The organism is Streptomyces sp. NPDC028289, assembly GCF_055565975.1.
This window is the reverse complement of record NZ_JBVHTI010000002.1, coordinates 1,243,252-1,260,523: the sequence shown is the minus strand read 5'-3', so window position 1 is coordinate 1,260,523 and position 17,272 is coordinate 1,243,252. Positions and strand designations below refer to the sequence as shown.

Here is a 17,272-nt window from a genome sequence, read left to right as displayed (position 1 = left end):
GGGACTGCGCGACCAGCCACGACGGCGCCGCACCCAACCGACAACGCGCCCCCGGCTCCCCCAGCGAAGCGCCTAGTGCACTTCGGCAGGCCGCGGCCCCTCATCGAGGAACCCACCCGACTGGTGCTGCCACAGCTTGGCGTACGCGCCCTCCGCGGCGAGCAGTTCGTGGTGCGTGCCCTGCTCGACGATCCGGCCGCGGTCCAGGACCACCAGCCGGTCCATGGAGGCGACCGTGCTCAGGCGGTGCGCCACCACCAGCGCCGTGCGGCCCTCCATGAGCCGCCACAGCGCCTCCTGGACGAGGATCTCGCTCTCGGAGTCCAGCGCGCTGGTCGCCTCGTCCAGGAGCAGGATCGGGGCGTCCCGGAGGATCGCCCGGGCCAGCGCGACCCGCTGGCGCTGGCCGCCGGAGAGCTTGACGCCGCGCTCCCCCACCATCGTGTCGAACCCGTCCGGCAGCGCGTCGGCGAACTCCGTGACGTGCGCGGCCTCGGCGGCCAGCCGGATCTCGGCGTCGGTGGCGTCCGGCCGGGCGAAGGCGATGTTGTCCCGCAGGGTGCGGTGGAACATCGCCGGGTCCTGCGGGACGTAGGCGATCTGGCTGCGCAGGTCGGCCTGGCGCAGCCGGCTGATGTCCTGGCCACCGATCATGATCCGGCCGGCGTCGATGTCGGTCATGCGCAGCAGCAGCCGGGTCAGCGTGGTCTTGCCGCCGCCCGACCGCCCGACGAACCCGAACTTCGACCCGCTGGGCACGTCCAGCTCCAGCCCCTCGAACAGCGGTTTGGCGCCCGCGTGGGTGAAAGAGACCTTCTCGAAGCGGACGTCGGCGGCCCGGGGCGCGAGCGGCTCCGGGGCCGGGGGGTCGATGACGGTCGGCGGTTCGAGAAGCAGTTCGGTGAACTGGGCCGCCTCCGTCATCGAGCTCTCCATGCGCCGGTAGATCTGGTTGAACTCGAACATGATCCGGGTCGCGTTGGTGAAGTAGGTGAAGGCGACCACGACCGCCTCCACGCTGTGCCCGCCGCCCGCCAGCGTCACCGCGAGCAGCAGGCCCACCGCGTTGGTCGCCACGGACATCGGCGCGACGAACGTGTCGATGCGCAGGTTGCCGTAGTCCCAGGAGCGCAGGGTGCGCCGCCTCGACTCGGCGACCCGCGACCGGTGTTCGGCGGCCTCCCGCTTCTCGGCGGCGAACGCCCGGACGGTGTCCATGTTCATCAGACTGTCGGCGACGTGCCCCGACACCCGGGCGATCGCCTCCTCGCGCTGGTCGACCAGCCGCTGGCGGCGGCGGATCAGCGGGAACACGCACACCGCCGTCACCGCGATCATCGCGAGGAGCGCGACGACGAGCAGCGGCTCGTACCGCCACAGCACCACCGATCCGAACGCCAGCGGCACGAAGCTGCCGACGATGTTGAAGGTCAGCGTGTCGCCGAACTCCTCGAACCGGGTGGCGAAGCTCAGTACCCGCTTGGTGAGGGAACCCGCGAAGTTGTCGTGGAAGAACGCGGCGTCCTTCGCGAACAGTTCGTCCATGCCGATGACGTACAGGTGCTCGATGCCGAGGGCGTCCAGACGGTTCAGGCAGTGCAGACCGACCCGCCAGAACGCCTCCGCCAGCAGCAGGACACCGGCGAAGCCGAGGACGTACGGCAGTGCGGCGCGCAGGGCCAGGCCGTGGCCGTCGGCGATCCGGCCGATCAGCTTGGCCACGACCAGCGGGGCCAGGTAGTTGATTCCGATGTTGCCGAGCGCCGGCAGCAGCATCCCGGGCAGCGTGAGCCACCTGAGCCGGACCAGCTCCCGTCCGTAGTAGCGAAGCGCGAGCAGCACCGCGCCCTTGCGCGGTCCCGTCGCAGGTAAATCGACAGAGGATGTCATCTCAACCCTGTGTAGTCGTCGCGCGGCATGCCGAGTCGGCCGCCGCATGGTCCGCGGCGGCCTGGAATCGGCAGGTCAGGAAAGGGAAGTGTCCCGCGACGACGGTCGCCCGGTCCACGTGTTTTTTCGTCGGCGACTACGGAGCGAACACATGACCGACGGCACTGCCCGGCAGCGGCGATCCGGGCCCCGCGAAGTGGCCCGCTCGATGGGAAGGGAAATGGCCCAGGGCTGCGGGCCGGTTGCGTCGTAGGGTCGAGGGCGTGACGACGCGGGAGCCCGCGGGCTCCCCCCGGTCCGCCGCCGTCCGCGGTGGCAGGGCCCGACGCGGGGCGCTGAGATGGGTCACGACGGGCGGTGCCCGCTCGTCACCGCGACTCCCCCACTTCTCTGCGAGGAACCCTTCATGCCCCTCCCCGAGGAACCCCTCATGCAAGCAGTCACCGTCAGGGACCGGGACGCCGGGGTCGGCGGCCTCGCCCTCACCGAGCTGCCGCACCCGCACGCCGCGGAGAACGACGTGATCGTGCGCGTGCACGCCGCCGGGTTCACGCCCGGCGAGCTGACCTGGCCCGCCACCTGGACCGACCGGGCCGGCCGCGACCGCACGCCGAGCGTGCCCGGCCACGAGCTGTCCGGCGTGGTCACCGGGCTGGGCTACGGCACCACCGGACTGAGCGTCGGCCAGCGGGTGTTCGGGCTCGCCGACTGGGCCCGCGACGGCACGCTCGCCGAGTACACCGCCGTCGAGGCCCGCAACCTCGCCCCGCTCCCGGCCGACGTCGACCACGTCACGGCCGCCGCCCTGCCGGTCTCCGGGCTCACCGCCTGGCAGGGCCTCTTCGACCACGGCCGCCTCGCCACCGGGCAGACCGTGCTGGTCCACGGTGCCGCGGGCGGCGTCGGCTCCGTCGCCGTGCAGCTGGCCCGTGAGGCGGGCGCGCGGGTGATCGGCACCGGGCGGGCGGCCGACCGCGACCTCGCCCTCGACCTGGGGGTGACCGCCTTCGTGGACCTCCAGGCCGAGCGGCTGGAGGACATCGGCGAGGTCGACGTGGTGTTCGACGTGATCGGCGGCGAGATCCTCGACCGCTCCACGGCACTGGTGCGCCCCGGCGGCACGCTGGTCACCATCGCCCGTCCGGTCACCGTCCACCCCACGGACGGGCGGGCGGTCTTCTTCGTCGTCGAACCCGACCGCGCACGCCTCACCGACCTCGCCGCACGGCTGCGGGACGGGCGCCTCAGGCCGGTCGTCGGGGCGGTCCGGCCCCTGGCCGAGGCGATCGCCGCGTTCACCCCGGAGAAGCGCACACCCGGCCGGACGATCATCCGGGTGACGGAGGACTGAGGGCCGCCGGTACGAGGGCGGCCCGGCGCCTCGCTGGTTCCGTCGCCTCGACCGGCTAGCTTCGAACGGTCTCGGAGCCCTCCCGCCGCCAGTCCCGGTCCGGGAGTTCCAGCAGCCGGGCGATGTCCGCCGCCTCGGGCAGAGGTCCGTGATCCCCCGTCACCTTGAGCGCCGAGACGGCGGTGAGGTGCCCGAGCCGGAGGGCACGGGGCAGCGGCTCCGCGCGCAGCAGCCCGGCCAGGAAGCCCGCCGCGAACGCGTCGCCCGCCCCGACCGGTTCCACCACGGCCGTCCGCAGCGCGGGCACCGTACAGGCGCCGTTCGCGGTCAGGGCGGTCGCGGCCCGGGCGCCGTCCTTGACGACGACGATCCGCGGCCCGGGCAGCAGGTCCCGCAGACCGGCGACGGTCAGGTCGCCGCCCCACAGCTCCTGGGCCTCGTCCAGGCCCACGAAGACGATGTCGGCGCGGTCGGCGAGGGCGCGCAGCACCGTCGGGGCGGTGCCCTCCGGCCACAGCGCGGCACGGTGGTTGACGTCGAAGCTGACGGCGTACGGCCGTTCGGCGGCGGGCGGGTCGAGGGCCCGGGTCACCAGGGCGCGGCAGGAGGCGGAGAGGGCGGGGGTGATGCCGGTGAGGTGCAGGAGGGCGGCCGAGCCCAGGGGTTCGCCGTCGAGCAGGCCGGGGCCGAGGGCCGAGGCCGCCGAGCCGCTGCGGTAGTAGTGGACGCGGGTTCCGGCCGGGCCCGGGTTCTTGAGGAGGAGGCCGGTGGGCCGGTGCGAGTCGGTGCGCACGTGCGTCACGTCGACCCCGGCGGCGGCGACCGCGGCGCGCACCCGGCGGCCCAGCGGGTCGTCGCCGACGGCCGAGAGCCAGCGGGCCGGGACGCCGTGGTCCGCGAGGTACATGGCCACGTTCGACTCGGCTCCCGCGACGGAGAGCCGCAGTTGGCCGGCGTCCGCCAGTGGCCGGGGCGGGTCGGGGGCGAGGGCGGCCATGGTCTCGCCGAGGCAGACGACCGGTCCCGGGGCCGGACGCCAGGCGGCCGTCACGCGGGCCCCTCCTCCCGCACGGCGGCCCGGAACACGCGGGCCCGGTCGCGCAGGGCGGTGATGCTGCCGCCGTCCGCCGCGTCTCCGACGAGGGGGGAGCCGACGCCGACCGCGATGGCCCCGGCGGCCAGGTAGGCCCGCGCGGCCGGCACGTCGACGCCGCCGACCGGGACGAACGCCGCGTCGGGGAACGGCCCGCGCAGCGCCTTCAGATACGCCGCTCCCCCGGCCTCGGCGGCCGGGAAGAGCTTCAGGGCGGCCGCGTTTCGGGCCTGCGCCGCGATCACGTCGGTGGGGGTCAGCACACCCGCCAGGACCGGCATGCCGAGCTGCCGCGCGGTGTCGGCACCGGCACCGAGGCCGGGGGTGACGGCGAACGTGGCGCCCGCGCGGTGGGCGGCGTGCGCGTCGGCGGCGGTCAGCACCGTGCCTGCGCCCAGCGGACGGCCGGGCCCCAGCTCCTTGCGGGCCCGGGTGAGGACGGTCAGCGCGTCCGTGCCGCTCAGCGACACCTCGATCAGTTCGATGCCCTCCTCGGCCAGGGTCAGCACGGTGCGCAGGGCGGCGTCCGGGTCGCCGCCGCGCACGATGGCGAGCAGGCGACGGGCGGCGAGGGCGGCTCGCAGATCCACGAGCGGGGCTCCTTCCATGGTCAGTGGGGGCAGCGGCAGTCGGCGGTCACGGTGAGCCGCCAGCGGACCTCGCCCGAGGCGGGGACGCGGGCGGCGTCGTCCGGGCCCGCGTCGGCGAGGTCGAAGACGCGGCCGAGCATCGGCTCGACGCCGGTACTGCGGTAGGGCCGGCCGGCGGGGAAGCCGCCGAGGTTGCGCCACAGGGCGACGGACAGCGGCTGCCCCTCCGCCTCGACGGCCAGGGCGAGCCGGTCCGCGCCGTCGTGCACACAGCACCGGCTGCCCTCCACCACGGCCCCGACCGCCGTTCCGTCGTCCGGCCCGAAGCGGTCGAGCCGCAGCCCCCGGGGTGCCGGCCAGTCACCCTGCACCCAGGGGGCGCCGTCCGGCCAGGGGCGGCCCAGCAGGGGCGCCGCCTCCGGGAACAGCCGGGTGGGCGCCCCCTCCCGGGCCCGCACGACGGCCTCCGCGGAGAGGTCCAGCAGCGCGTGGGCGGCCCAGAGGAAGCGGAAACCGGGCTCGGCCGTGAGCACATAGGCCGCCTCCACACCGTCGTCCGTACCGCGCAGCGTGCGCGTCAGGGCGAAGCGGTCGCAGCGGACGGTCTCCCCGACGCCGTCCTCGGCGCGCGTCCATGGCCGGGACCAGACGTCCCCGTGGTCGGGGGTGCCGCGCACGGTCGGGACGCACTCCTCCAGTCCTCCCGCGTCCACGAACGTGTCGCCCGGTGCGGCACCATCGCGTTCGGGGCTCTCCCGCCGCCACAGCCATTCCCGGCCGCCGTGGCGCAGCGAGGTCCAGCGGCCGCCGTGCGCGAGGTCGGTCACGACGGCGAGGGGCAGTGGCATGGTCACCACTCCGCGAAGGAGCCGTCGGCGTGCCGCCACACCGGGTTGCGCCACCGGTGCCCGGCGCGGTCGGCCGCGCGGACGGCCGCCTCGTCGAGGGTGATGCCGAGCCCGGGGGCGTCACCGCGGTGCGCGTGCCCGTCCACGAAGCGGAAGGGTTCGGGGTCGACGAGGTAGGAGAGGAGGTCGGCGTCCTTGTTGTAGTGGATGCCCCGGCTCTGCTCCTGGATGAGGAAGTTCGGGGTGGCGAAGGCGACTTGGAGACTGGCGGCGAGGGCGATGGGGCCGAGCGGGCAGTGCGGGGCGAGCTGGGCGCCGTAGGTCTCGGCGAGCGAGGCGATGCGGTGCACCTCGGAGATGCCGCCGGCGTGGGAGAGGTCCGGCTGGGCGACCGCGATACCGGCGGCGAGGACGGGCAGGAACTCCGCGCGCGAGTACAGGCGTTCGCCAGTGGCCAGCGGCACCGGGCTCGCGGTGACCAGGCCGGGCAGCAGGTGGCCCTGCTCGGGGACGACGGGCTCCTCCACGAACAGCGGGTGCAGCGGGGCGAGTTCGGTGAGGACGCGGCGGGCGCTCGCGGCGGTGAAGCGGCCGTGGAAGTCGACGGCGACGTCCCGGTCCGGGCCGAGGGCGGCGCGGGCGGCGCTCACCCGGGCGACCACGGCCGCCGTCTCCGCGGCCGTCGCCACCGGCGAGGTGGCCCCGGCGGCGTTCATCTTCACCGCGGTGAAACCCGCCGCCACCTGCGCGGCTATCTGCTCGGTCAGCTGGGCGGGTTCGTCGCCGCCGACCCAGGCGTAGACCCGCACCCGGTCGCGCACCGCACCGCCCAGCAGGGCGTGCACGGGTGCGCCGTAGGTCTTGCCGGCGATGTCCCACAGGGCCTGGTCGAGGCCCGCGACGGCGCTCGACAGCACCGGGCCGCCACGGTAGAAGCCGCCCTTGGTGAGCACCTGCCAGTGGTCCTGGATACGCAGCGGGTCCTGCCCCACCAGGTACTCGGCGAGGACGTCGACGGCCGCGCGGACGACCTCGGCGCGCCCCTCGACGACGGGTTCGCCCCAGCCGACCACTCCGTCGTCGGTCTCGACGCGGCAGAACAGCCAGCGCGGCGGGACGAGGAAGGTCTCTATCCGCTCGATCTTCACCGGCCGCCGCTGCCTTCCGTGTCGTCGGCCCCGGCCGCCTCGTGCGAACCGGTCGTTTCCTCGGGGCTGTCGAGCCGTGCCAGGTCGCGGCCCGCCTGGTCGAGCAGGGCACGCATGGCCGTCTCGGCCGCCTGCGGGTCGCGGTCGCGTACGGCGTCCAGGACGGCGCGGTGGGCGGGGACGGGGTCCTCGCTGTGCGGGGAGCTGTGCACGATCCGGTCGCGGTGGGCGAGGCCCGACTCGATCACCATCTCCATGCGTTCGAGCAGTTCGTTGTGGGTGGCGGCGAGCAGGGCCCGGTGGAAGGCGAGGTCGGCGTCGACGGCGTGGCCCGGGTCCGCCTCCTCCCGGCCCATCGCCTCCACGGCCGTCTCCAGCAACAGCAGGTCGGACTCGGTGCGGCGCTCGGCGGCGAGCCGGACGGCGGCCGGCTCGATGATGGCGCGCACCTCGGCGAGGTTGCGCAGCAGCGACCGTTCCGCGCCGGTCGTCCCGCCGCCCTCGAACTGCCAGCGCAGCACGTCGGCGTCGAGCAGGTTCCAGTCCGCGCGGGCCCGTACGAAGGTGCCGCGTTTCTGGCGGGCGTCGACCATACCCTTGGCGGCGAGCACCTTGAGGGACTCGCGCAGTGCGGTGAGGCTGACGTCGAGCTCGCTCTGCAGCGCCACCAGGTCCAGCGTGGCCCCTTCCGGGATCTCGCCGCCCAGGATGCGGCGTGCCAGGGCCTCCACGGTCTGGCCGTGCACACCGCGGCGGGCGTAACGCGTCATGTCGTACAGCCTTTCTCTTCCACGCTGGGGTCCGCGTTCTGGTCCAAGGGCATCATGCGGAAGCCTTCACCACGCTCCAGCCGCCGTCCACGACGAGACTGGCCCCGGTGATGTAGGAGGCCTCGTCGGCGCAGAGGAACGCGATGGCGGCGGCCACCTCCTCGGGGGTGCCGAAGCGGCGGGCGGCCGTTCCTGCGACGCTGCGTTCCCGTTCCGCGGGCTCCACCCGGTCCCAGGCCGCGGTGAGGATCGGCCCGGGGAGCACCGCGTTGACGCGCACCTCGGGCCCGTACTCGACGGCGAGCTGCCCGCACAGGGACAGCAGGCCGCCCTTGGCCGCGGCGTAGGCGGGGTGGCCGGGGATGCCGGCACGGGCGTGCACCGACGAGGTGAGGACGACGGCCCCGTGGCGGGCGCGCAGGTCGGGCAGGACCGCGCGGACGCCGAGGAAGCCGCCGGTGAGGTTGACGGCGAGCTGCCGCTGCCAGGACGGCAGGGACATCTCGTGGGCCGGCACGACCTCGACGGTGTAGGCGTTGGCGACGAGCACGTCGACGGGGCCGAAGGCGTGGGCGGCGGTGACGATCCGCGCCCAGTCGTCCTCGGCGGCGACGTCCGCGTGCACGTACCGGGCCTGGCCGCCGTCCTTCTCGATCCCGTCCACCACCGCCTGGCCGCGTTCGTCGGCGATGTCGGCGAGCACGACGGCGGCGCCCTCTGCGGCGAGGCGTGCGGCGGTGGCGGCTCCGATGCCGGAGGCGGCGCCGGTCACCACGGCGGTGCGGCCGGTGAAGCGGGCACCGTACCGTCGTACGGACTGGTCCATCGGGCTCCTTAGAGGGTGAGCTGCTGGAAACATATGCGTCCTACCGGCGGCTCAGCACCACCAGGTCGGCATCGTGCTCGGCACTCCACGCGAACGGCAGGCCGTGGTGGAGCAGATGGGCACCGCTGTACGACGTTCCGGTGGCCGTGTCCCGGTAGCGCGCCGCCGGGTCCAGGCCGCGCAGCCGGAGCCGGTCGGGGCGGCCGGGCAGCAGCGGCGCGCCGTCGAGGCGGCCGGTGGAGAGCGCGGCGACGACGGTCCGGTCACCGGCGTCGTACTGCACGCCGCAGGTCGGGTCGTCCGGCGTCCCGAGCAGCCGGGCCTCGCCGTGGTGGACGACGTCCCGCACCTCCTTGTAGCGGGCGGTCCACCGGGCGGCCTCGGCCCGTTGCTCCGGGGTCCAGGCGCGCAGGTCGGCGCCGATCCCGAGGACTCCGCACATGGCGTTGACGAAGCGGAAGGCGAGGCTGCGCGGGCGCGGGTCGAAGAGGCCGGGGGCGTCGGTGACCCAGGAGCTCATGACGTGGGGCGCGTGGGCGTGCAGGAAGCCGTGCTGGATGCGCAGCCGGTCCATCGGCGCGGTGTTGTCGCTGGGCCAGACGACGTCGGTACGGGCGAGGGTGGCGTGCTCGATCCGTCCGCCGCCGCCGGCGCAGCCCTCGACGGTGACGTCGGGGTGGGCGGCGCGCAGGTGGTCGAGGACCCGCAGGTATCCGGCGACGTGCTCGGCGTCCAGGTCGGCCGGGGCGGCGGATCCGGTGCCGGGGCGGCCGCGTTCGGTGGGCGGGCGGTTCATGTCCCACTTCAGGTAGCCGATGCCGTAGGCGCCGAGCAGCCGGTCGAGGGTGCCGATGACGAAGTCCTGGACGTCGGTCCGGCCCAGGTCGAGGAGCAGCTGGTGGCGGACGAGCCGGGCCGGGCGGCCGTCGATGCGGTAGACCCACTCGGGGTGTTCGGCGTACAGCCGGCTGCCGGGGCTGACCGCCTCCGGCTCCACCCACAGGCCGAAGTCCAGGCCGAGCGCGCGGACTTCGTCGACGAACCGGCCGAAGCCCTGCGGGAACGCCGCCGGGTCCGGGTACCAGTCGCCGAGGCCGCCGGTGTCGTCGGCGCGGCCGGTGAACCAGCCGTCGTCGACGACGAACAGCTCGGCCCCGATGTCCGCGGCCGCCTTCGCCAGCTCCAGCTGGCCGACGGCGTCGACGTCGAAGCCGGTGGCCTCCCAGGAGTTGTAGAGGACCTTGCGGGTGCGGTGCAGCCGGTCGCCGGCGAGGCGGCGCTCGTAGCGGTGCCAGACCCGGGACAGACCGTCGAGGCCGTCCGGGCTGAAGGCACAGGCGAGGCGGGGGGTGGCAAGGGTTTCGCCCGCGGCCAGGAGTACGGCGCCCTCGTGCGGGACCCGCCCGGCGCGGACCCGTACGGCACCGCCCGGCTCGGCCTCCGCCGTGATGTGCCAGTTGCCGGGCCATTCGAGGGCGACGCCGTAGGTGGCGTCGCCGTCCTGCACGGCGAGCCAGGGCGCGTACGCGTGGCCGGGCGCACCCTGCAGGCTGCCGATCCGGAACGTGCCCCTGGAGAGGTCGAGCCGGGTGTGCTGGAACTCCTGCGACCACTGGCCGGAGAGATACGTCAGCCGGGCCGCGCCCCTGACGGGGACGGTGACGGCGGCCGAGTCGAGCCGTTCCAGGCGGAGTTCGGCCGTGGCGGTGAACTCGGCCCAGCGGAGGATCACGTCGGTGCCGGGGACGGTCCGGTAGCAGAGGACGGTACGCAGGCCGATCAGCTCGTCCGTGAAGGCGAGCCGAAGAGACCCTTCCGTCTCCTCCGCCCCGTCGAACTCCCACCACACGTAACGGCCTTCACCCGCCACCAGTTCGGATCCCGTGAACGGCCGCAGCCCGTAGGGCAGATACTCGGCCGGGGCCGCGTCGGCGGACGTGATGAAGTGGGTGCGGTGGGACCAGTCCAGGGCGGACGGGCCGTCCTCGACCCCCAGCGGTCCCCAGGCGTCCAGCTCCGCCCAGGGACCGTCCGGGGAGAGGCGGACGGTGTAGCTGGTGTGCTCCGTGCGCAAGGTCCAGCGCGGGTACGTCACTTGACCGCTCCCAGGTTGAGGCCCGCCACGAAGTGCCGCTGGAAGCGCAGGAAGACGGCGACCGTGGGGGCGGCGGCGATCACGGACCCGGCCGCGATCACGTTCCACATCGACACGTACTGGCCCTGGAGTCCGATGAGGGCGGCGGTGATCGGCATCTTGGTGTCACTGCGCAGGACGGTGATCGCCCAGAGCAGGTCGTTGAAGATCCAGGTGAAGGACAGCGCGCTGAGGGCGGCCAGGGCGGGGCGGGTCAGCGGGAGGATGATCCGCCAGAAGATCTGCCAGGGTCCGGCGCCGTCCACGACGGCCGCCTGCTGGATCTCCACCGGGATCGACCGCATGAACCCGTGCAGGACGAAGACGTAGAAGCCGACGCCGAAGCCGATCTGCACGCCGATGAGCGCGGGCAGGGTGTCGTAGACGCCCATCACTTCGCTGAGCTTGGACACCGGGATGAGCAGGATCTGGGGCGGGAGCAGGTTGCCGCCGAGCATGAGCAGCAACAGGGAGCGGCGGAAGGGGAGTTCGTAGCGGCTGAGGGCGAACGCGGCCATCGCGGCGAGGGCCAGGGTGACCAGGACGCAGGGGATGGTGACGAGCAGGCTGTTGATCAGGGCCTGCTGCTGGCCGCCGTCGGTCCAGGCCTGGCCGAAGTTGCCCAGGGTGAAGGAGTGGGGCCGGCTGCCCAGGCCGTGGGCGGCGATGTCGTCGAAGGAGCGCAGGCTGGTCACCACGACCAGGGCGATGGGCAGCAGCCACAGGACGGCCAGGGCGCCGGCGCCGAGGTGGAATCCGGCGGTGGCCGCTCTTCTGCGGCGCAGCGCCGTGGAGTCGGCGGACATCAGTCGGCCTCCCGGAAGGCGCGGACGAGGTAGGAGGCGATGACCCCGAAGGCGAGGACGAAGATGACGACGGCCAGGGCGGAGCCGTAGCCGAGGCGCAGGGACTGGAAGGCGGTCGAGTACATGTAGGTGCTCAGCAGCTCGGACGAGTGGTAGGGGCCGCCGCGGGTGAGGGACCAGACGACGTCGAAGGAGCGCAGCGAGTCGATGATGATGACCGACAGGACGACCGCGTTGACGCTGCGCAGTTGGGGCAGCGTGACGTGCCGGAAGCGCTGCCAGGCGCTCGCGCCGTCGACCTTGGCGGCCTCGTGGAGCGCCGGGTCGATGCCCTTGAGACCGGCCAGGTAGAGCACCATCACGTAGCCGATCTGGCGCCACAGCGCGGGCACGATCACCGCGTACAGGGCGGTGTCCTGGTCGGCGAGCCAGGCGTGCTGGAGGCTGCCGAGGCCCACCCCTTCCAGCACCCGGTTCAGGACGCCGTCGGGCTGGTAGACCGCCTGCCAGACAAGGGCGGTGGCGACCAGCGAGAAGACGACCGGCAGGAACAGGGCGGCCCGGTAGAAGCCGACCCCGCGCCGCTCCTGCTGGAGCAGCAGCGCGGCGGCGAGCCCCAGTACGGCGGACAGGCCGCCGAAGAGAACCAGCCACAGGACGGTGTGCCCGAGCGCGCTGCGGAAGACGTCGTCGTGGGCCATCTCCCGGAAGTTGTCCAGGCCGACGAACTGCGGCGGGGACACGCCGTCCCACTTGGTGAGGGCGAGGTAGAAGCCCTGGAGCGCGGGCCAGAACACCCACAGGGCCTCGGCGAGCAGCGGGACCAGGACGAAGGCGAGGACCAGCGGCGGGGTGCGCCGGGGGCCCCGGGGCCGCCTGCCGCTGACGGGCAGGCGGGCCGGGGACTTCCGGTCGGGGGCGGTCAGCACAGCCACGTCAGACGTTCCAGATCTTCTGGGCATCGCGCTGCCAGTCGGTCAGGATGCTGCCGATCTGCCTCGGCCTGGCCAGGAACTTGGTCAGGGCGGTGTCCGCGGTGGGCTGGAGGGCGTCGCTGGAGTCCCGGTTGAAGAACTGGGTGATCTCGGCGGCCTCCGCGACGTGCGCGCGGCCCTTCTTCACCAGCGCGGTCCCGGCGTCCTTGGCGTCCGGGTTGCAGGGCAGGACGGTGCCGGAGGAGCCCTTGATGTAGATCTCCTGGGCCTCGGCGGTGGCGAGGTACTTCATCAGGTCGATGACCTGGTCCCGGCGGCCGGTGCGGGCGCTGGCGAAGTAGCCGTCGACCGGCGCCTCCTCGGCGAGCGGGACCTTGGAGTCGATGACGGGGAAGCGGAAGAAGTCGATGTCGTCCAGGGCGCTCCTGGGTGCCGAGTCGGCGAAGAAGGTACCGATGAGCATCATGCCGGTCTTGCCGCCCAGCAGGGCGGTCGTGGCGTCCTGGAAGGCGAGGGCGGTGCCGTTCGGGTCGAAGTACGGCAGCACCTCCTGCCAGCGGTCGAAGATCTTGCGCACCTCGGGGTCGTCGAACCGGTGCTTCCCGGCGAGGAGTTCACGGTGGTACTGGGCGCCGTTGATCCGGATGTCGAGATAGTCGAACCAGGCCGACGCCACCCAGGGGGTGTTGCCGCCGGCGCCGAGCCCGATCGGGGCGACGCCCTTCTTCTTGAGCTTGTCGCACAGGTCGAGGAAGCCGTCCCAGCTGGTGGGCTCGCTCACGCCCCACTTGGCGAACTGGGACTTCCGGTAGAACATGCCCCACCAGTAGTAGGTGTTGGGCACGAAGACCTTCTTGCCGGAGCTCGCGGTGCAGAGCGTGTGCAGCGCCTTGGTGTACCGCTTGAGGTCGGGCGAGGAGCTCCACGCCTCGTCGAGGTCGAGCAGCAGGTTCTTCTTGGCATAGGCGTCCGCCACCGAGCCGGGGTACCAGGTGTACACGTCCGGCGGGTTGGCCGAGGTGAGGTAGGTCGGCAGCTGGGTGCGGAAGGTCTCGGCGGCGATGGTGTTGAGGCCGGCCTTGCCGGACCCCTTCTTGCCGTACGCCGCGACCAGGTCCTCCATGGCGGTCTTGGCCTGCGGGGCGGACAGGTTGGACTGGAGGGTCACCGCGCCTGTCGAGGAGCCCTTGCCGGAGGAGGTGGAGGTGACGCAGCCGCTGAGCAGCGCCGCGGTACCGGTGGCGCCGAGTCCGGCGAGGAACCGCCGTCTGCTGGTCTGGGGGTTGGCCATGGTGGATTCCTCGTTCACTTGAATCGGGTCCGGTACACGTGGCCGTCGACGCCGCGGAAGGCCGCGTCCACGGCTCCGTCCGGGCCGGCGACCGCGCCGAGCGCGCCGTCGAACGCGGCGCTCGGGAACTCCTGCCGCTTGCTCCAGCCCTGCCAGGCACCGTCGGCGTACCGCTGCTGCCAGAGCGTGTAGTCGGCGGCCCGCGCGTACAGCAGCACCGCGTCGCCGACGGCGACCAGCGTCGGGCTGCCGCTGACGGTCCCGCCGAGCGAGGTCCAGTCGGACCACTCCCCCGACGTGTCCCGGGTCCGCGTCCACATGTCGTCCGCGGCGGTGCGTACGGCGACGTGGACGCGTCCCTGGGCGTCGACGACGGCGGACGGACGGCCGTACACCGTCCGGCCCCCGGGTTCGCCGAGCGACGACCAGCCGGACGCCGGACCGCGCTGTACGACCGTGCCGTCGGCGCCGCGCGCGAACAGCGTCCAGTGGGCGGGATCGGTGAAGGCGACGGACGGCGCGTCGGTCAGCTGCCCGCCAAGGGACTGCCATTGACCCCAACGGCCGTCGGCGTAGACCCGCCGGTACGCCTGCGAGTCGGCGCCGCGCACGAAGACGTCGACCCGGCCGTCGGCGGAGGCGTACGCGGCGGGCTGGCCGAGGATCTTGCCCTGCGCGGGACCGCCGAGGTCCCGCGTCCTCCCGCCGGTGTTCTGGACGAGCGAGCCGTGCGGCCCCCGGAAGAACGTGGAGCCGTCGCCCGCCACGGCCGGGCTCGCGGTGGCCGTCACGCCCAGGTCCGTCCCCGGCAGCGCGTCGGCGCCGGTCAGCTTGAGGAAGGCGGTGCCGTGCGCGGGGACCTCGACGGTGTACGACCCGGTGTGCGTGCCCCGGTCGGCACGCGCGCGCAGGTCACGGACCTGGACCGGGCCGCCGAGACCGGTGTCGGCGAACTGCACGGTGCGCTCGGCCGGTTGGTCCGAGCGGTTGAGCAGGACGACCGCGCGCTGCCCGTGCCCTTGCAGGACCTTGCTGTAGACGTCGCCGACCGGGTCGGTCGCCACCCGTACGCCCTGGACCGCGAGGGGGTCCTGGTCGACGGCGATGATCTCGGGGTTGCGGAGCGTGGCGAGCATCGAGTCGGACAGCGTCCGCGGATCGGAGCCCAGCATCAGCGGCGAGCCCATCTCGGCCCACATCACGAACTGCGTGGTGGACTCCTCCTGGGTGAGCTCGTACGTCCCGTCGGTCATCTTCCGCATGGGGATGAGGTAGTCGGGGTCGTTGTAGTGGCCGGGGCCCTGTGCCTCGGGGTGCCAGGCGTTGGCGTCCATGTTGCGCAGGATGTTCGGCCACTCGCCGGGGCTGGGGGTGCCCCAGGCGATGTCGGTGCCGGTGCGCCAGGAGTCGGCGATCGCCGGGGCGTAGACGTAGGTGTTGTGGGCGTCCTGCTCGGGGGTGTGCGGCAGGCCCCAGTCGTCGGTGAGCGGGTTGCAGAGGTTGAGCAGCATCCTGCGGCCGGACTTGGCGACCGCGTCGCTGAACTCCTTGTAGGCGGGACCCGGATCGAGTTTCGCGCCGATCCCGCACAGGAAGTCGACCTTGATCGCGTCGATCTTCCAGCTCGCGAACTGCCGTGCGTCCTGGTCGTAGTACCCACGGCTGCCGAGACCGCAGCTCCGGCCGCCGTCGTAGGTACCGGCGTCGGTGTAGATGCCGGCCCGGAGTCCGCGTTTGTGCAGGTAGGAGACGAGGGCCGGGATACCGGAGGGGAAGCGGTCCGGGTTGGCCGTCAACCGGCCCCGGGCGTCCCGGGGGTTGTCGGCCTGCCAGCCGCCGTCCAGCCAGACGATGTCGTAGCCGGCGTCCCGCAGCCCGCTGCTGACCAGCCTGTCGGCGACGGAGCGCACCTCCTTCTCGGTGGGCGCGCCGAGCCCGTAGTAGGTGTTCCAGCCCATGTAGGGCGTGGGTGCGAGGCCGCTGTCGTAGGCGGCGGGCGCACCCTGGTCGGCTGCCGTCTGCGCGACGGCGGCGGGGGTCGCGGTGGCGGCCAGGACCACCGCGACGGCGGCCGCGAGGGCGGGCCGGGTGAGCCGGTGGTGCCGGGGTCCGGCTGCGGGCGGGTGCGAAGTCATCTGTGTCTCCCGGGGGTTGGGAAGCAGGAGAACGAGACGCGGGCCGCGCTGCCGGAGCGGGCCACGACGTCACGGCGACGACTGTGGCCCGTGGCCGAAACGGTGTCAAGATTAATTACTAATTTACTAGAAGCCGGATGAGGCTGCGGCGAGGAGAGCGCACACCACGAGTACCGGCGGGAGCACACCGGCCCAGCCCGACGCCGTCCGCAGTACCGCCATGCAGGCCGCCGCGCCCGCGAACAGGCCTGCCAGCCGGACGGGCACCCAGCGGTTCGGGCGCCCCGCCCCCACTCCCTTGACGATGAAGGTGGCCAGGGTGCCGGTCAGGTAGGTGGTCGGCGCCGCGGCCCGGCCGGCCGCGACCATGGCTCCCGACTGGATGCCCATCGTGAGCGCGGCCCCGAACTGCAGGACGTCCCGGGCCGTCCGCCCCGGCGCTCCGCCCAGGACCGCCCAGACCACCGCACCCGCGGCCAGCAGGAGTGCCTCGCCGGCGAGACAGAGCACCACCGGCCGCGGCCAGTGCCTGGCGGTGCCTTCGTACCCTCGGACGAAGCGGGCGGTGACGGCCGCACCCAGCCCGAACCCCGCCAGCGCCAGCACCGCCGCGGTCACGCCCGTGGCCTGGGCGCGGCCGACCGCCATGCCGAGCAGGGCCAGGTTGCTCGTCATGACTCCGGCGAAGACATGGTCCAACGCGGTGAAGGAGATGGTCTCCACCGCCCCCGAGGCCGCCACCAGAAGCACGACGGCGACGCGCAGCGCGGTCCCCGGTTCCGCCGGCGGCCGCCCGGGGGTCTCTGTCGCTTGCTTGCGCGGCTCATCACTCACAGTCCCCGAGCGTAACGCCGGGTGAGAGTTCGATCCCCGGCTACGCGGAGGCGGCGCGGACCAGGCCGTCCAGCCAGGCCTGGTGGCCGTTGAGCATGGGGTTCGGGCGCTCGTTCGCCAGGGCCGCGGCCGGTTCGCCGATCTGGGTCTCCTGGGTGAGGATGCGCACCCGGCCGCCCGGCAGGTCCTCCACCAGCCAGGCGTGCAGCACGTCCAGCCGTTCCGCGGGCCCGCCGTCCTGCTTCGCCGTCCAGGACAGCCGGCCCGGGACCGCCGCGGAGGGGGCCCGGAACTCGACGACATGGGCGTCCAGGGGCGGGAAGCCGAAGGTGCCGAAGCAGAAGACCTGGTCGTCCGTCAGCCGCGGGCCGCCGCCCTGGGGGAAGGAGATGTCGGCGACGTTGTCGTAGTAGCCCTCCCACTCGGAGGTGTCGGTCAGGTAGTGCCAGATCCGGGCGGCCGTGAGGCCCTTCACGATCACCTCGTTGGAGACGAAGTTGTCGCCGGTGCCGGGGAGGTACTTCTCGGGCCAGTTGATCGCGTTCTGCGTGGTCATGGAGGTGTCCTTACGGTGAAGTGCGTGGTCGGGAGAGCTTCGGCCACGACACGACCGTAGGCCCG

General features: G+C 73.3%; 15 protein-coding genes. 1 reads left to right on the top strand and 14 read right to left on the bottom strand.

Features of this window, described 5'->3' with window-relative positions; translation table 11 throughout:
• Positions 1–72: 72 nt before the first annotated feature.
• On the bottom strand, positions 73–1,890 hold the full coding sequence (locus tag ACZ4UV_RS13605) for an ABC transporter ATP-binding protein (protein ID WP_451020523.1): 1,818 nt from the start codon (positions 1,888–1,890) through the stop codon (positions 73–75).
• 430 nt (positions 1,891–2,320) lie between these two features.
• Here ACZ4UV_RS13605 and ACZ4UV_RS13600 point away from each other — a divergent pair, with 430 nt between their 5' ends.
• Positions 2,321–3,241: an NADP-dependent oxidoreductase gene (locus ACZ4UV_RS13600; RefSeq protein WP_451020522.1), complete on the top strand. Its 921-nt coding sequence runs from the start codon at positions 2,321–2,323 to the stop codon at positions 3,239–3,241.
• 55 nt (positions 3,242–3,296) lie between these two features.
• Here ACZ4UV_RS13600 and ACZ4UV_RS13595 read toward each other — a convergent pair whose 3' ends face one another.
• The 13 genes from ACZ4UV_RS13595 to ACZ4UV_RS13535 form a co-directional block, all read right to left on the bottom strand.
• Positions 3,297–4,292 (bottom strand): sugar kinase, encoded by a 996-nt coding sequence (locus ACZ4UV_RS13595; RefSeq protein ID WP_451020521.1) that lies wholly within the window; start codon positions 4,290–4,292, stop codon positions 3,297–3,299.
• A complete protein-coding gene (locus ACZ4UV_RS13590) occupies positions 4,289–4,924 on the bottom strand; it encodes a bifunctional 4-hydroxy-2-oxoglutarate aldolase/2-dehydro-3-deoxy-phosphogluconate aldolase (protein ID WP_467837845.1) in 636 nt (211 codons plus the stop codon). The genes ACZ4UV_RS13595 and ACZ4UV_RS13590 overlap by 4 nt, the downstream gene beginning before the upstream one ends.
• Positions 4,925–4,944: 20 nt before the next feature.
• Positions 4,945–5,772 (bottom strand): aldose epimerase family protein, encoded by an 828-nt coding sequence (locus ACZ4UV_RS13585; protein WP_451020520.1) that lies wholly within the window; start codon positions 5,770–5,772, stop codon positions 4,945–4,947.
• 2 nt (positions 5,773–5,774) lie between these two features.
• Positions 5,775–6,920, bottom strand: a complete 1,146-nt coding sequence (gene dgoD, locus ACZ4UV_RS13580; protein WP_467837843.1) for a galactonate dehydratase — start codon at positions 6,918–6,920, stop codon at positions 5,775–5,777.
• Positions 6,917–7,690 carry a FadR/GntR family transcriptional regulator gene (locus ACZ4UV_RS13575; protein ID WP_451020518.1) on the bottom strand — a complete coding sequence of 258 codons (774 nt, stop codon included), beginning with the start codon at positions 7,688–7,690 and terminating at the stop codon, positions 6,917–6,919. The genes dgoD and ACZ4UV_RS13575 overlap by 4 nt, the downstream gene beginning before the upstream one ends.
• A 52-nt stretch (positions 7,691–7,742) precedes the next feature.
• Positions 7,743–8,516, bottom strand: coding sequence for an SDR family NAD(P)-dependent oxidoreductase (locus tag ACZ4UV_RS13570; RefSeq protein ID WP_451020517.1), 774 nt, complete (start codon positions 8,514–8,516; stop codon positions 7,743–7,745).
• Between the two features lie 40 nt (positions 8,517–8,556).
• Positions 8,557–10,611, bottom strand: a complete 2,055-nt coding sequence (locus ACZ4UV_RS13565) for an alpha-galactosidase (protein WP_467837840.1) — start codon at positions 10,609–10,611, stop codon at positions 8,557–8,559.
• Positions 10,608–11,456 carry a carbohydrate ABC transporter permease gene (locus ACZ4UV_RS13560; protein WP_451020515.1) on the bottom strand — a complete coding sequence of 283 codons (849 nt, stop codon included), beginning with the start codon at positions 11,454–11,456 and terminating at the stop codon, positions 10,608–10,610. The genes ACZ4UV_RS13565 and ACZ4UV_RS13560 overlap by 4 nt, the downstream gene beginning before the upstream one ends.
• Positions 11,456–12,391, bottom strand: coding sequence for a carbohydrate ABC transporter permease (locus ACZ4UV_RS13555; RefSeq protein ID WP_451020514.1), 936 nt, complete (start codon positions 12,389–12,391; stop codon positions 11,456–11,458). The genes ACZ4UV_RS13560 and ACZ4UV_RS13555 overlap by 1 nt, the downstream gene beginning before the upstream one ends.
• A 1-nt stretch (position 12,392) precedes the next feature.
• Complete coding sequence (locus ACZ4UV_RS13550; RefSeq protein WP_451020513.1) at positions 12,393–13,682, bottom strand: ABC transporter substrate-binding protein; 1,290 nt, start codon at positions 13,680–13,682, stop codon at positions 12,393–12,395.
• Between the two features lie 14 nt (positions 13,683–13,696).
• Positions 13,697–15,817, bottom strand: a complete 2,121-nt coding sequence (locus tag ACZ4UV_RS13545) for a DUF8189 domain-containing protein (RefSeq protein ID WP_451020512.1) — start codon at positions 15,815–15,817, stop codon at positions 13,697–13,699.
• Between the two features lie 126 nt (positions 15,818–15,943).
• Entirely contained in the window at positions 15,944–16,651 is a 708-nt protein-coding gene (locus ACZ4UV_RS13540) for a DUF1275 family protein (RefSeq protein WP_467837836.1), read from the bottom strand.
• A 40-nt stretch (positions 16,652–16,691) separates the two neighbouring features.
• Positions 16,692–17,207, bottom strand: a complete 516-nt coding sequence (locus ACZ4UV_RS13535) for an SRPBCC family protein (RefSeq protein WP_451019052.1) — start codon at positions 17,205–17,207, stop codon at positions 16,692–16,694.
• Between the last annotated feature and the right edge of the window lie 65 nt (positions 17,208–17,272).